13 protein-coding genes are annotated in these 14,030 nt (G+C 68.8%); 12 read left to right on the top strand and 1 reads right to left on the bottom strand.

The window, feature by feature from the left end:
- Position 1 precedes the first annotated feature (1 nt).
- Positions 2 to 643: a metallophosphoesterase gene (locus AB8A24_RS10220; RefSeq protein ID WP_369475372.1), complete on the bottom strand. Its 642-nt coding sequence runs from the start codon at positions 641 to 643 to the stop codon at positions 2 to 4.
- A 16-nt stretch (positions 644 to 659) separates the two neighbouring features.
- Between AB8A24_RS10220 and AB8A24_RS10215 the strand changes: the two genes are divergently transcribed.
- The 12 genes from AB8A24_RS10215 to AB8A24_RS10160 all read left to right on the top strand — a co-directional run bounded on the left by AB8A24_RS10215 (position 660) and on the right by AB8A24_RS10160 (position 13,858).
- Entirely contained in the window at positions 660 to 1,262 is a 603-nt protein-coding gene (locus AB8A24_RS10215; RefSeq protein ID WP_328964412.1) for an HAD family phosphatase, read from the top strand.
- 736 nt (positions 1,263 to 1,998) lie between these two features.
- Positions 1,999 to 4,500 carry a PEP/pyruvate-binding domain-containing protein gene (locus AB8A24_RS10210; RefSeq protein WP_328964411.1) on the top strand — a complete coding sequence of 834 codons (2,502 nt, stop codon included), beginning with the start codon at positions 1,999 to 2,001 and terminating at the stop codon, positions 4,498 to 4,500.
- A 1-nt stretch (position 4,501) separates the two neighbouring features.
- The gene (locus AB8A24_RS10205) at positions 4,502 to 5,743 is read left to right on the top strand and encodes a hypothetical protein (protein WP_328964410.1); all 1,242 of its coding nucleotides are present in this window, start codon (positions 4,502 to 4,504) and stop codon (positions 5,741 to 5,743) included.
- On the top strand, positions 5,743 to 6,525 hold the full coding sequence (locus AB8A24_RS10200) for a TIGR01458 family HAD-type hydrolase (RefSeq protein ID WP_369475371.1): 783 nt from the start codon (positions 5,743 to 5,745) through the stop codon (positions 6,523 to 6,525). The genes AB8A24_RS10205 and AB8A24_RS10200 overlap by 1 nt, the downstream gene beginning before the upstream one ends.
- The gene (locus tag AB8A24_RS10195) at positions 6,522 to 8,183 is read left to right on the top strand and encodes an alkaline phosphatase family protein (RefSeq protein WP_369475370.1); all 1,662 of its coding nucleotides are present in this window, start codon (positions 6,522 to 6,524) and stop codon (positions 8,181 to 8,183) included. Before AB8A24_RS10200 ends, AB8A24_RS10195 begins: the two co-directional genes overlap by 4 nt.
- A 22-nt stretch (positions 8,184 to 8,205) precedes the next feature.
- A complete protein-coding gene (locus AB8A24_RS10190; protein WP_328964407.1) occupies positions 8,206 to 9,315 on the top strand; it encodes a DUF6001 family protein in 1,110 nt (369 codons plus the stop codon).
- Positions 9,312 to 9,896: a DUF6031 family protein gene (locus AB8A24_RS10185; protein WP_266359232.1), complete on the top strand. Its 585-nt coding sequence runs from the start codon at positions 9,312 to 9,314 to the stop codon at positions 9,894 to 9,896. The genes AB8A24_RS10190 and AB8A24_RS10185 overlap by 4 nt, the downstream gene beginning before the upstream one ends.
- 19 nt (positions 9,897 to 9,915) lie before the next feature.
- A complete protein-coding gene (locus tag AB8A24_RS10180; protein WP_328964406.1) occupies positions 9,916 to 10,371 on the top strand; it encodes an SRPBCC family protein in 456 nt (151 codons plus the stop codon).
- Complete coding sequence (locus tag AB8A24_RS10175) at positions 10,368 to 11,453, top strand: hypothetical protein (protein WP_328964405.1); 1,086 nt, start codon at positions 10,368 to 10,370, stop codon at positions 11,451 to 11,453. The genes AB8A24_RS10180 and AB8A24_RS10175 overlap by 4 nt, the downstream gene beginning before the upstream one ends.
- Positions 11,450 to 12,013 carry a hypothetical protein gene (locus AB8A24_RS10170; protein WP_328964404.1) on the top strand — a complete coding sequence of 188 codons (564 nt, stop codon included), beginning with the start codon at positions 11,450 to 11,452 and terminating at the stop codon, positions 12,011 to 12,013. The genes AB8A24_RS10175 and AB8A24_RS10170 overlap by 4 nt, the downstream gene beginning before the upstream one ends.
- Positions 12,010 to 12,537 (top strand): deoxycytidine triphosphate deaminase, encoded by a 528-nt coding sequence (locus tag AB8A24_RS10165; RefSeq protein WP_328964403.1) that lies wholly within the window; start codon positions 12,010 to 12,012, stop codon positions 12,535 to 12,537. The genes AB8A24_RS10170 and AB8A24_RS10165 overlap by 4 nt, the downstream gene beginning before the upstream one ends.
- On the top strand, positions 12,524 to 13,858 hold the full coding sequence (locus AB8A24_RS10160; protein ID WP_328964402.1) for a cation:proton antiporter: 1,335 nt from the start codon (positions 12,524 to 12,526) through the stop codon (positions 13,856 to 13,858). The genes AB8A24_RS10165 and AB8A24_RS10160 overlap by 14 nt, the downstream gene beginning before the upstream one ends.
- The last annotated feature ends 172 nt before the right edge of the window (positions 13,859 to 14,030 follow it).

Genomic DNA, 14,030 nt, shown 5'->3' with positions numbered 1-14,030 from the left:
ATCATCGAACTCCTGTCGTACGGGCTGTTTCGAACGTGATCGTGCGGGCGTCCTCGTCGTAGAGCACCCAGTGGGCTTCCGGATCACGCGCGGCGCCCACGTTGACCACACAGGTGCCCTCGGGCGCGAGGGCGTACGGCTGACCCGTCACCGGCTCGATACGGACTCCGGAGCCGAGGGTGAGCAACCGCCGATGGCTGTGTCCGTGCACGATCACAGCTCGGTCGGCGGAAACGGTGTCGTCAAGCAGCGGATGGTCCAGTTGCCCGCCGGTACGCGCCCACGGGAAGCCATGGCCGTGCACGAACCGGGTCGTGCAGGTGGCCCACTCGCCGGGGGCGGCGAGCAGTGGCGCCAGCAGCGCGGGCACGGGCCGGCCCGCCATCACGGCGGCGATGCGCTCTTCTTGGTTCCCTCGCACGAGTGTGCAGGATTCCAGGAAACTCCAGAGCTCCGGGTCCACGTCCACGACGTCTTCCAGCGGCCATTCAAGGCCCAGATGCAGGTGTTTCTTCGATATCTTCGCCTCAAGATAGTCGCCGGTGATGACGATGGCATCAATGCGCCCCTTACCGGCCTCCACAATGTCCTGAAGATGCTCATACTTTCCGTGCAGATCGGAAATTACGGCAAACCGCGTCATGCTATGGTCCACCCCCATGAACCCCAAAGTCATTCTTTTCGACCTGGGCGATGTCGTATGCCGGTTCGTTCCGGAGCGACGCCTGGAACTCTTGGCCGCAGCGTGCGGTACCAGCCCGCAGGACGTGCGGGAAGCCCTCTACGGGACCGGGCTCGTCGACCTGTGGGACCAAGGCGGGGCGACCGCGGGCCGCATCCACGAGACGGTCCGCAGCGAGCTCGGATTCAAGGGCGGGCGGGCGGAGTTGGAGCGGCTGTGGTGCGCGGCCTTCGATCCCGATCACGAGGTGCTGCGGCTCGTGCGGGCGTCGCGCCCCTGCCGCACGGCTCTGTTCACCAACAATGACGCGCTGCTGCTGTCCGCACTGCCGCGGGTCATGCCGCAGGTGGCCGAGTGTTTCGACAAGCTGGTCTTCTCCTGCGAACTCGGCGCGAAAAAGCCTGACCCGAGAGCGTTCGAGCAGGCCCTTTCCGAGATGTCCGCCGACCCCGCAGACGCCGTCTTCATCGACGACAAGGCGGAGAATGTGTCGGCGGCGGGAAGGCTGGGCATCCCGGGAGTACGGTTCCACGGCGCAGATGCCCTTACGGAGACATGGAAGACCCTGTTTCCCATGTAAGCGGACAAGCTGCCTCCCGGTGCCGATGACTTATTGGCATTTTGATGTGCGGACACACCCGGAATCCATGCCTCTGAGGTGTCGCATCACGGGTTGGCGCGCACCGGAAGGGAGCCCTGACACTCCTTTTTCGTCGTGATCACGGATCTTTCGGGCAAACCGCGAAGCGCCTGCCCCGCCGCCGAGCAGGCCCACGCGGGCCACTGGTCCACGCCCTCCCCCGCCTCGGCCACCCCGAGCCAGGCCACCGCCGCGAAGTCCACCAGGGAACCGCTCCCCGGATTCTCTGATTTCGACACCGTTGATCCGGTATGTCCTCCCGGGAACTTCCCGCCAGGCAGTAAGTCGCCAGGTCTCAAGATCGAATCCCAATCCCGCGCTCTGGCAGGGTGAAGCACATCGCCCCCCTTCCTACGAGGGGCGAAGCAGAACGGGACGCTTAACACATGCGGAACGATGCAGTACGCGGACGCTCGACCCGGCGACTCTCCTTGGCGGTCCGGCCGCCGGCCCTCGTCATCGGTGTCGGGGCAGCCGCAGGCATCGCGCCGCGTGACGCCGGTTGAGGCTCGCTGACACCCACGGTGTCCGCCCTCCAGGCCGCCTCGCCCGCCGCACCTGCACCGCGCGGGCGTTGCCGGCCGGTGGCGGTCTCCCCCGGCCCGGGACGCTGTCCGGCCGCAGGTCTTATCCCCTATGACAGCGCCCCCGCTGGGGGCAAGGCGAATGGGTAACCATGATTCTCACCGGTAACGAGATCGCACGTGAGCGGGCGAACGGTCGCATCACCATCGACCCGTTCACGCCAGAGCAAGTCAACCCGAACAGCTACAACTTCCGCCTCGGCAAGACCCTGCGCGTCTACCAGACGACGCCTCTCGACGCCCGGCAGACCAACGAGTTCGAGGAAATAGAGATTCCGGAGGACGGGTACGTACTCGAACCCGGAAGACTCTACCTGGCGCACACCATCGAGGTTCTGGGGAGCGAGCACTACGCCCCGACCTTCGCGGCGCGCTCGTCGGTGGCCCGGCTGGGCCTCTTCATCAACCTGTCCGCCAGCCTCGGCGACATCGGGTACACCGGACAGTGGACGCTGCAGCTCTACTCGATGAACCGGCTGCGCGTGTACCCCGGCATCAACATCGGGCAGATGATGTGGTGGCGTCCCCAGGGCGAGATCCTCCTCTACGACGGGAAGTACCAGGGTTCGGTCGGACCTCGGTCGAGCGACATCCACGTCGACTTCGACAAGCAGTTCGCCCGGCAGCGTTTCCCCGGACTCGGCGCCAGCATCGACGAGTCGGAGTCGGGACCCAAGTTCGCGCAGCTCGCCCACTCCAGCCACTCCTTCCGTGTACCGACAGCCTTCTCCGTGCCGGCCGGGGAGTTCGACGATTCACTCACCGACGAGCAGCGTGCCGCGCTGGTCGAGGCGTTCGGCGACCTCAAGGCCACTGTGGGTGCCTTCTTCACCGACACGGTGGACCGGATTCAGAAGATCGGCCGCGAGGTCATGCTGACCGAGGAGGCCCGCAAGCTGCTCGCGGCCCGTCTCGAGGAGATCTTCAAGGACCCGGAGGGCACCGAGCTCGCGGTCCGTTCCTCCGGTCTCGACGAAGACACCGAGGGGTCCAGCCAGGCCGGCGTGTACCAGTCGATCCTGGGGGTTCGCGGCGCCGACGAGGCCATCGCCGCCATCGAGCAGTGCTGGCAGTCCTACTACGAGGCCCCCGCCGTCGCTGCCCGTATCCGGGCCGGCGACTTCGACCCCTCACCCCGGCTTGCCGTCATCGTGCAGCGTCTGATCCGGCCGAGGCTCGCCGGTGTGGCGTTCACGGGACTCGACGGCGCGGACGACCAGCGGGTCGTGATCGAGTACGTCGAGGGCCTCGCCGACGAACTGGTCGCCGGCGTCGCGGTACCGCAGCGCACCGACTCCGACGAGCTCGCCCTTGCGACAGCTCCGGAGACGGTCGCGGATCACGAGTCGCTCAGTCAGGTGGTCGAGCTGGTGCGCGCACTGCGCGAACAGCGCGAACAGGACGTCGATGTGGAATGGGCCGTCGACGAAGAGGGCGTACACCTGATCCAGGTCCGTCCGCTCACCGCGTCCCGCGAACAGTCGCACTCCTCGCAGGAGCCCGTCTGCCAGCCCTACCGCCTCTACTTCGACGAACTTCCCGCTTCCTTCCAGCTCGGTGAGGTCGCGGCCGTCTACAGCGGATACACCGCCAAGCGGGGCCCCGCACAACGGATGGCGCACTCCTGCGATGTCTCCGTGGGCGCCGGCTGGGTGGTGCAGTTCAACGGCCGCGGTCTGCACGACGCGGCCACCGCCGGACGGTTGCGGGACGCCCTGTCGGGTGGAACCGACGAATGCGTCCTGGACTTCGGGGAGACCCTGCGCCAGATCGTGGTGCCCAAGGAGGACGTCCTGCAGCAGTTGGCAGTGACGACCGGGTCGACCGCCGACGGCACGGCGGTTCACGCCGCCGTGGTCCGCGACTTCATCCGCGGGGACCTCGGTGTCATCTCGCGCAAGGCGGGGGACGGCCTCGTCGTCGAATACACCGACGAGGGCCTCATGGCGCTCAACCGGGGTACCGCCGGCGGCGAGACGATCGTGGTGGGTGACGTGGCTCTCGGCTTCGACACACCGGGCAACGTCACGGCTGCGGAGAACGGCACCGTGCTGCTCGCGCACCTGGCCGAGATCGCCAGGTTCACCACCGCCATGCACGACAAGTACGGACCGGTGACGATCGAGTGGGTGCTCGACGGGGCCGAGCTCTACTTCGTCGACTACTCCGTCCTCGACGGCGACGACGCGGTGGTCGTCGCGCACGGGGAGGTGTGCATTTCCAAGGGCACCGCCCGCGGACCGCTGCTGCGCCTGGAAGACGACGCCCTGCTGCGCCGGCTGTCCATCGGGCCTGCCGTCAGCATCAACAAGTCGCAGGACGTCAGTGAGCACGACGGCCTCGCCCGCATCATCGACCTGGTCAAGGCGAGCGACGAGAAGCCGATCATCTGCGCGTCGCGGCCGTACGCGGTGCTCTCGGTACTCATCGAGCATGTCGCCGGCTTCGTCTTCGACCAGGGTTCCGCCCTGGGCCACCTGGCGATTCTGCTGCGAGAGGCAGGGATCCCGGCGGTAGCCGCAGCGGGCATCACCGGCACCGAAGCAGTGATCAGCGACGGCACCGTCGCCACGACCGGCCACAAGGGAGAATGACGTGAGCAGCACCCACGCGGCCGGCGCGACGCGCTCGGCCTGGCTCGTCCTCGGCGGGCTGCACCTGCTGAACGGAACCGCCCCGCTCAGGGCGGCCGACCCGATCGTCCTCGTATCGCTCGCCGCCCCGCTGGAGCGCTCCTTCCCCGGAAACACGGTCGTCCTGGACTGGGCCGGGCTCGGGACCGTCGAGCTGCGTTCCCGCGACCTGGCGGGGACTCGGACGCACACGGCCGAGGCCGAAGGCACCGATCTCTTCCCCTCCATGCTGCCCGGAGCCCCGCTCACCGCCGCCGTGGCCGCGGTGAGCGCGGACGGGTGGACCGCCGGACCGCTGGTCCCGCTGTTCTACGTGAGCAGCCATGGCGCCGAGGCCCATGTCCACAGCCAGATCCGGTTCCTGGCCGAGGACGCGGCTTTCATCCGCATCACCGAGGAGCCGATCCCGGCCGCCGACGTGGCGGACCTCAGCTGGCTTCCGGAGGCGGTGCGCCTGCACGCCAAGCGCTTCCTGTTCCTCAACAACCACCAGAGGTACTACCGCAAGTGCTTCAGCGGGAAGGAACTCGAGTACAAGTACACCCTCGTCCCGCCGGTTGACGCGTGGACGCTGACCGTGGAGCTGTACGGCGAGCTGAGAGGAGGCGCCCTGCCCGGCTACCTCATGGAGTACCGGGACGAGTTCCAGGCCTGGGACTACCTCAATCACCTCTTCGAGGTGACCGGCCCGGCCGAGGAGGAGCGCGGATACGCCTCCTTCATCCCCACCACCGACGGCAAACACCTGCTGAAGCGGAAGTGGTACGCCGAGGACGCCTTCGAGCGCCGTGAGAGTCACACCTACGGCCTGGACGTCGTCGACGACGGTGGCTTCGAGCGGTACATCACCGAGGAGCTCGGGGTCGAAGGAGTCCGGCTCCCCTCCTTCCGCAGGGTGCGCTACGACGTCAACTTCGAGTCCGCGCGGACCGGGCACGTCTACGGCATCTTCTTCGACCACTGCAGCCTCGTCGACGCCTGGGACGTCACGCTCAACCAGTGCGAGCTGGAGTACCTCCGCAGCCGCACCGCCGTGGAGCCCGACGAGGCGGACATCCTCAAGGAGATGGCGGAGATCGCGCAGTGGCTGGAGTCCTTCCTGCGCGAACGTGGCCTGAGCAGCGAGCGGGGCTTCTACTCGAAGCGGACGTTCCTCAAGGACGCGGTCGCCGAGTGCCCTGAGTTGGCGAGGCCGGTGGCCTGATGACCCGCACCGCGATACGCGCCGTCCTGCTCGACCTGGAGGGCACCCTGTACGCCCGGGGGACGGCCCTCGAGGGCGCGGCGCAGGCCGTAGAGACACTTCGGGCCTCAGGAGTGGGACTGCGGTTCCTGACCAACACCGATTCCAAGCCGGCGTCGGTCATCCGGTCGGAGCTCGCAGCGTACGGCCTGACCGTCCACGAGGAGGAGCTCTTCACCCCCGTCGTGGCCGCTCGGCAGTTGCTGGCCACCGCCGGCGCTCGCGTGTACCCGCTGGTCTCGCCCGCCCTGCTGGGCGAGCTGCCGGGCCTCGCGTCGGAACCGCCGTTCACCCATGTCCTGATCGGAGACTGCCGGGACGTCCTGGACTATCCCGCGCTCGACAACGCCTTCCGGGCGGTTCGCGACGGGGCCGAGCTGCTGGCTCTGCAACGTGGCCGGTACTTCAAGCGGGAGGACGGCGACCACCTCGACACGGGTGCGGTGGTCGCCGCGGTGGAGTACTCCGCCGGCACGACCGCCCGGGTGCTGGGCAAGCCTGCCGCCGAATTCTTCGAGCTGGCGGCCCGCTCTCTGGGAGTACCGACCGACGCGTGCGTCGTGGTCGGGGACGACGCGAGCACCGACATCGCGGGCGGCAACGCCGTAGGGCTGCGCACCGTGCAGGTACGCACCGGGAAATACGCGGACCAGCGGGCCGAAGGCCTCACGGGCCGGGCCGGTCACGAGATCGACTCCATCGCGGACCTTCCGGCTCTGCTCGCGGAGCTGATGTCGCGATGACGGTCTACTGGGTCGTTTGGGACGCTGCCGCGCACTGGGTGGTGGACCGCTTGGAACGGGAGGGCGCACTGCCGGCCGTCTCCCGGATGCGGGCGCACGGCACCATCGCCGCGGCGCGCCCTGCCCGCCCCAACTGCCAGACGCCGCCGTCGCTGGCCACCCTCTTCACCGGTACCTGGCCGCGCGACCACCAGGTCACCGGGTACACCGTCCCAGGCGCCGGCAAGGGGTTCGCCAGCCACGTCAGTGGCTTCGCCGCGCACTTCCCCGCGGCCCCTCCGGTATGGGAGACCGTCTCGGAGCGCAACCTGAGCAGCGCGTTCGCGCACGTGCCGTGGGTGTTCGGCGAGCGGAGCACCGTGGGCCCGTACGTCGACGGAGCCGTGGAGGCCTACAGCCGACGGCTGACCCGGCATCGCCACCTCGAGCTGGCACCCGACGGCGGCCCCGTGCACTGGGACGTGGCCGGGCACCGGATCGAGGTCGAGCTCACCTCCCCGGACGGCCCGGTGCGGCTCCGCACGGCGGGCGCCGAGCTGCGGATCGACGCCGGCGGCGCCTGGCAGCCGCTGCGGCTCGACGGCGCGGGCCTCGGCACCTGGGTCGGCTGCGTCCGGACACCGGGGCGCCTGCTCCTCGTACACACGGGGGTCTGGAACCCGCGCACCGGAGGCCGGAACCACCGGCTGGTGGAGCGGTTGCAGGCGTCGCCGCCGTTCGCGGGCGAGGGCGTGGGTCCTCTCTACCGGGCCGGTGTGTTCGGTCCCCGACTCGCCGAGGGGGGCGACGGCTCCGCGGAGTCGGTCTTCCTGTCTTCGGTGGAATGCGTCACCCAGGCTTTCGGCGCTGCCACCGACGCGGTACTGCAGGAGCACCAGGCCGACCTGGTGGTCGTGTACCTGCCCATGACCGACGATGTCGGCCACGAACTGCTGGGCTGGTGCGACGAGAAGAGCGGTGCCAACCGCCCGGACATCGCCGACCGGGTCTGGTCCTACGTCCGGCGTTGCTACCAGGGGTCGGACGAGATCCTGGGCCGGGTCCTGGACCGGGCCGAGGCCGGCGACACGGTCGTGCTCGGCGCTGATCACGGTATGGTCGGAAGCACCCATCTGGTGCATGTGAACGATCGACTCGTGGACGCCGGGCTCGCGACACCGGCCACGGCCGACACCTTGGACGTCGAACGTTCCCAGGTCATCTACCACCCGGCCAACAACGGCTCGCTCTGGGTCACCGACCGAAGCGATCCGGCCCTGTCACGCGAGGCCATGGCACGCGCGCTGGCGTGTCTGCGCACGCTCGCCGACCCGGAGACCGGTGCACGGGTCGTGCGCGGCTTCCTCGACTCCGGCGGAAACGCGCTCGCCGACGAAAGCGACCCCCCGCCCGTGGTGTTCCTCGTCCTCGACGACGACTACCAGCCATCGGCTCTGCGGTCCGACGACGAAGTCACGGTCCGTCGCTGGCCCAAGACCGGGGCCCATGTGGTCTACACCGGCGACAGCCGGCTGCACGCCATCCATGCGGCGGTCGGCCCGGGCATCCCGGCCGGCGCGGACCTCCAGACCGTCGACAACACGATGCCCGCCCGGCTGATCCTGCGACAGCTCGGTGTGGAGCCGACCGCACCGGCCGCAGCAATCGCACACTCCTGAAACCCGAAGGAATCCGACCCCGATGGGCATACCTCCCGGCTTTCCCCACGCACTGTCGCCGAGCGACCTGACAGCACGCCGCCACGCGCAGGTGTCGAACTTTCTCGCCGAGCGCGGGCTCTCCCCCGAATGGCTCGCCACGCTCATGCAGGAGCGGGTCGGCGAAGGCCTGCTGCTCCTGACCAGTTCCCCGGTGCACGGACTGGCGAACGCCACGAGCGACCTGGACTTCATCCGCATCCAGGCGGACGAGATCGACGGTCCGCGTATCTCCACCAAGATCTTCGAGGACGGCCACCACCTCGAGGTCGTTTCCTTCAGTCATGCCGAGCTCGCCGCCAATCTGGCCGAGCTGGAGCGACTGGCGGCCGCGACCCCCGAGGTGACCGTGGCCGGCTTCCGCAGCTGGGACAAGCAACGCGAACCCCGCCGGAAGCAGACCGAACGCATCGTCAACGGCATCGCCCTGGACGGCACCGCGCCGTACCTCGACGGGCTTCCCGCTCTCGCAACGGTCTGGGCCCGAGCCTCCCAGCACACGGCCGTGGAGCAGGCCGTGCACACCGTGCTCGCCGAAGCCGCAGGTGAGAGCCGGGGCCGCGTCGGCTATGCCTACAACGTCCTGTTGCACGTGATGGACGCGCTGCTCTCGCACCACGGTGATGTGTACACGACCAGGAAGTGGTACGTGCTGCGCTGGACCCGCCTGGTCGCCGACGGCACCTGGCGGGACGGGCGGGCCCAGGCGGTGGCCGCGGACGTCGAACGGCTCCGCAAGGAAATCGCCGGGGCACTCGACCCGTCGTCGGACGGGCGGCCGCTGGCCGGCGCCTACGCGGCACTCGTCCTGGACTGCCTGCGGGCTACGGGCACAGCGGGATCGGTCACGGTCCAGCTGGAGGTGACCGGCACCGTGCATGCCTTCCTCCCGGGCGCCTCCCTCCTGGTCGCACCCGGCGGCAGCGTCGTACTGCCGGGCGCCGGAGCCGAGCTTCCGCTCAGCACCGCCCCCGTCCCCCTTGAAGAACTCGCCGGGCTCGACGCCCGCGACGCGGCCACCGTCCTGCGCGCCCTGCGTTCGGGGGCCGCACGGCTCAACATCGGCTACTGCGACGAGGAGGCCACGGCATGACGCCAGAGCAGAAGCACGCGCAGGACACCACCGAGCGCGCCACGATCGCCAACCGGCTGACGACTTTCCCCTCTGTGCGCGGCGGGCATGCCATGCCGGCGCCGCAGGCCGTCGAGGCGTGGGTGCAGGCCGCCTGGCTGATGCTCGCCGAGGGGCGTGCGTACGTCGAGGACCTGGAGGGCGGCGCCGAGCAGCCCCAGATGCAGCAGGCCGCCAAGCTGCGATTCCTGGAGCAGCTGCTCGACATCGACCAGCGGCTCGCCGGCCGGGCGCCTGTCGACGACGCCCACTGCCTGGCGGTGGCGCTGGAGTACGGCATGCGGGAAGTGGTCGACGCCTCCGGCCCCGACCTGATCGAAGTCTTCGGCCTCGCCGAGGAGTTCGGCGGGGACACCTGCCGGGTCGACGAGATCCATGTGCTGTGGGAGCGCCTGCTGGAGGCCTTCCCCGGAGAGCTGCCGGACCGGCTGGTGGCGGAGGGACAGCGGGACATGCTCCGGACCCTGCGTGTCTGGGCCCCGCTCGCGCGGGCAGCGCGGCTCGACATCGGCTTCCTGGCCCCGTTCATGAAGGCCGCCTGAACAGAAAGGTGTGATCAAGTTGCCTGAGATCCACGCGGTGACTCAGTTCCCCGGCCGGTCTCCGGACGAGGTGTGGTCGATCGTCAAGAACAGCCTGGCTTTCGCCGCCCGCGCAGAGCATGTGGTCAGCGTCAGCCTGCTGCCGTCCTCGGACAAGCAGCACCGCTCGACCGAATGGACCGTCCTGCTGAACGGCAGCGAGGTCACGTGGGTGCAGGAGGAGACCGCAGGGCCTGGCCTGCGGCTCGCTTTCGAGCAGACGGCCGGTGACCTGGAGCAGCTGACCGGCGAATGGTCGGTCAGCGCCTCGCCCGGCGGCTCGCAGGCCGGCCTCGCCATCTCCTTCGAGCTCGGCATCGACGGGCTGGCCCCCCTGCTGGACCCGATCTGGGCCCAGTCCTTCCAGGCCCACGCCGACGCGCTGCTGCGGGCGGCAGCCGCCCATTCGCACGAGAACGGGAACGACGACACGTGATCCAGTACCTGAACTTCCTGCACACCACGGTGCGGTTCGACATCGCCGAAGACGCGGTCGGCACCTTCGCCGCCGTCCAGCGGTTCTTCCGCCACCTGCTCTCCGAGCAGGGTGCGCAGGAGCCGACCTTCAGGATCGAGGTCCGCTCCTACGATCCTTCGGCCGACGTCGACGCCCTCGTCTGGGACCTGCCGCAGTCGGTCATCCGCCGCAGCAACGCCGCCGAGTTCAACTTCGACGCGCACATCGTCGACCGCGGGGGCCGCCGGCTCTACGTCAACCGCGCAACCCTTCTGGACGCTCCCGTAGACGCGCGGAAGGACAACACGTTCCTTCTGCGCATCACCGACGGGTCAACCGTCCAGGTGCTCGATTTCGTGCGCGACCTGGTCATCCGGAACGAGGAGGATCACGGAACCGTGGTGCTGCACGCCTCCGGTCTGCAGCGGGATGGTGAAGCGGTGGTCATCGCCGGCCCCAAGGGAGCCGGAAAGACCACCACCTTGTTGTCGGCACTGCGCCGCCCCGGCTGGCGGTACTTCACGGGCGACAAGCTGTTCTGCACCCTCGAGGAGGGTCAGGTCACCGTGCATCCGTGGCGTGACTACCCGTACGTCGGCGTCGGCACGATTCGTGCCGACGCCCGTCTGGAGGAGCTCGTCCGCGAGCAGGTCGATCCGCAGCTCGACAGCTACGAGCCGGGCCACAAGATCCTCATGGACCCCGACGTCTTCGAGTACTGGATGGGGGCGGAGTTCTCCGCGGAGCCCAAGCGGCTGGCAGCCGTCCTCCTGCCCGAGGTCAGGCCCGGCGAACCGCTGGCGGTGCGCCACCTGAGCGACGACAACGAACGCTGGGCACAGCTGAACAAGATCATCGATCGTCAGGTGGACACCACCTTCTTCACCTGGCAGTCGCATCTGGTGCCCGACTACGCGCGGTTCTACCAGTCGCTGGCCGAACTCCGCATCGCCCTGGACTCTGTTGCCATGGTGCGCCTCACCGGCACCCTCGACGTCGATCCGGACGCAGTGCTCGCAGGTACGCCCGCCCCCTCCTCCGCTTTTCGGGAGACACCGTGACCAACACCGATACCACTCCCGTGCTGCGCGTCTGCGTGGTGGGACTCGCCGGTGCCGGCAAGTCCACCTGCGCCTCCCTGATCGAGGAGTTCGCCCGTGACAAGGGCCTGAGCTACGCCCGGGTGAAGCTCGCCAAGCCGCTCTACGACCTGCAGGAGCAGGTCTACCATGCGGCGCTCGGGACTCTGCGTGAGGGCGCCCAGGACCAGATCCTCATGGAGGCGCTGGCCGACGCCATGCGCCGGATCCGACCCGATTCGCTCGCCGATGACTTCACCCGCCGGCTCATGGGGGTCGACGCCGACCTCATCGTCAACGACGACCTGCGCGACCCCTACGTGGACGCGCCGGCGCTGCGTGCCGAGGGCTTCCGTGTCCTGCGCATCGTGTGCGACGAGGACCTGCGCCAGCAGAGGCTCGCGAAGCGTGACGACCCGTCGCGGGCCGACGGTTCGACCCGTCAGCTCGATCTGATCGAGCCTGACGCCGTCATCGACAACGGAGCGGGACTCGAGGAGTACCGCAACGCCGTCCACCAGGTGCTGGGGAGCTGGCTGTGATTCTGAGCGGACCGGAGATCCTGTCCGAGACCATGGCGGGAAGGATCCACATCGACGACTTCGATCCGGAGCGCATCGAACCCAACAGCTACGGGTTCCGGCTGGCCGAGGACATCCTCGAGTACGAGGACGGCATCATCGACTGCTTCGAGCCGCCGAAGGCCGAGCACGCGAAGATGGGCCCCGAGGGGATGGTGCTCGAACCCGGCCGGTTCTACCTCGGCGGCACCATGGAAGCCATGGGAAGCCCGCACTACGCGGCTACCCTGTACGCCTGCCGCTCGGCGTCCACCCTGGGCATCTGGATCCAGTTCTCGGCTCCGCTGGGGCACAGCGGAGCGGTGTTCCCCTGGACCCTGGAGATGAAGGTCGCCCACCCGGTCCGCGTCTACCCCGGCATGTTGATCGGAAAACTCGCTTTCTGGTCCATGCAGGGTGAGGCCAACGGGTACGTCGGCAAGTACACGGGCTCACGCTCGGCAGTCGCATCCCGCCTGAGTCTGGACCACCATGGCACCGATTGATCTGTGCAGGCTCCTGACCGGACTGGTGCTGCTGCTCCTGGCCGCGCACCTGACGGGCCGGCTCTTCGCCAGGTTCAGGCAGCCCTCGGTCATCGGGGAGATCGTCGGAGGCCTGTTCCTCGGGCCCACCCTTTTGGGGCAGTTGCTGCCGCAGGTCCAACACTGGATCTTCCCCAAGCAGGGGCCGGTGGCCACCGGCCTGGAGCTGATGTACCAGCTCGGCATGCTGCTCCTGATGTTCCTGGCCGGTTGCGAGATGCGGGCCGTCTTCTCCCGCAAGGACAGCCGTACCGTCGGGGTGATCGCGGTGGTGGGCATGGCCGCGCCCTTCGCGTTCGGCCTGCTCGCGGTCAGGGCCGTCGACACGTCGGACCTGATCGGCCCGGCGGGCAGCACCACGGCGCTTACCCTCGTCATCGCGTGCAGCATCGCCATCACCAGCATCCCGGTCATCTCGCGCATCATGCTTGACCTGGGAGTCATCCGGACGGCGTTCGCCCGGGTGGTGCTTTCCGTCGCAGTGCTGGAGGACATCGTCCTCAATGTGGTGCTCTCCGTCGCCGTCGGCATGGTCGCGAGCAGCCGGCAAGGCCGCTTCGGACTCGCTTCGGAGCTCGGGATCGAGTCGGCGAACGCCTCCGCCGCCTACCACTCCGTGGCATCGGTGGCCTTCCTCGGGCTGGTCGCCCTGGCCGGCCTCCTCTTCCGCCGCAGGCGCGGCAAGGCAGACGGCCACCACCCGCTGGGACAGGTGGCCGTCCGGGTCTCGGCCGTCCTGGCCGCAGCGGCGGTGTGCATCTACCTGGGCGTGGCACCGATGTACGGAGCCTTCGTCATCGGGCTGATGTCCAGTCTGGACCGCGACGCGTCGACCTCCGGCTCCATCCAGGCCGTAGGCGGGTTCGCCCGCGGCTTCTTCATCCCGGTCTACTTCGCCGTGGTCGGGCTCAAACTCAATCTGGTCCACGACTTCGATTTCGGATTCACCGCTGCCTTCCTGGCGGTGGCCTGCGTCGTCAAGGCGGTCAGCGTGTACGCGGGGGCCCGGCTGACGAAGCGGCCCGTGCCGGAGTCCGTCAACCTGGCGATCGCGATGAACGCCCGCGGAGGCCCGGGCATCGTCCTGGCCACCGTCGCTCTGGACGCCGGCATCATCAGCGCGTCGCTCTTCACCACCCTGGTCCTCACTGCCGTGATCACCTCACTTCTGGCCGGATGGTGGCTCGAACGAGCCATCGCCCAGGGCACGTTGAGCCGCGACACCGACCTGGCCCCGACCCCGCAGCACGTGCAACGTCCACTCGACGCAGCCGTCAGCTGAGCTCGAGGCCCATCGGCCCCACGCGCGCCGATCACCCGCTTCTCCCGCCACGCCACCATGGAGTCTCCCCTTGGGCATGCCGAACCGCTCGTCCGTGACGACCAAGCACATCTTCGTCACCGGGGGTGTCGCTTCCTCCCTCGGCAAGGGCCTGACGGCCTCCAGCCTGGGT

Source organism: Streptomyces sp. BF23-19, assembly GCF_041106355.1.
Lineage (GTDB): Bacteria > Actinomycetota > Actinomycetes > Streptomycetales > Streptomycetaceae > Streptomyces > Streptomyces virginiae_A.
This window is presented reverse-complemented; position numbering and strand designations above follow the sequence as displayed.

Bases quoted from the DNA above. Each gene is read 5' to 3' on its own strand.
- AB8A24_RS10220 (WP_369475372.1), bottom strand. From the start codon at position 643: ATGACGCGGTTTGCCGTAATTTCCGATCTGCACGGAAAGTATGAGCAT.
- AB8A24_RS10195 (WP_369475370.1), top strand. From the start codon at position 6,522: ATGACGGTCTACTGGGTCGTTTGGGACGCTGCCGCGCACTGGGTGGTG.
- AB8A24_RS10160 (WP_328964402.1), top strand. From the start codon at position 12,524: ATGGCACCGATTGATCTGTGCAGGCTCCTGACCGGACTGGTGCTGCTG.
- AB8A24_RS10210 (WP_328964411.1), top strand. From the start codon at position 1,999: ATGATTCTCACCGGTAACGAGATCGCACGTGAGCGGGCGAACGGTCGC.
- AB8A24_RS10185 (WP_266359232.1), top strand. From the start codon at position 9,312: ATGACGCCAGAGCAGAAGCACGCGCAGGACACCACCGAGCGCGCCACG.
- AB8A24_RS10200 (WP_369475371.1), top strand. From the start codon at position 5,743: ATGACCCGCACCGCGATACGCGCCGTCCTGCTCGACCTGGAGGGCACC.
- AB8A24_RS10190 (WP_328964407.1), top strand. From the start codon at position 8,206: ATGGGCATACCTCCCGGCTTTCCCCACGCACTGTCGCCGAGCGACCTG.
- AB8A24_RS10215 (WP_328964412.1), top strand. From the start codon at position 660: ATGAACCCCAAAGTCATTCTTTTCGACCTGGGCGATGTCGTATGCCGG.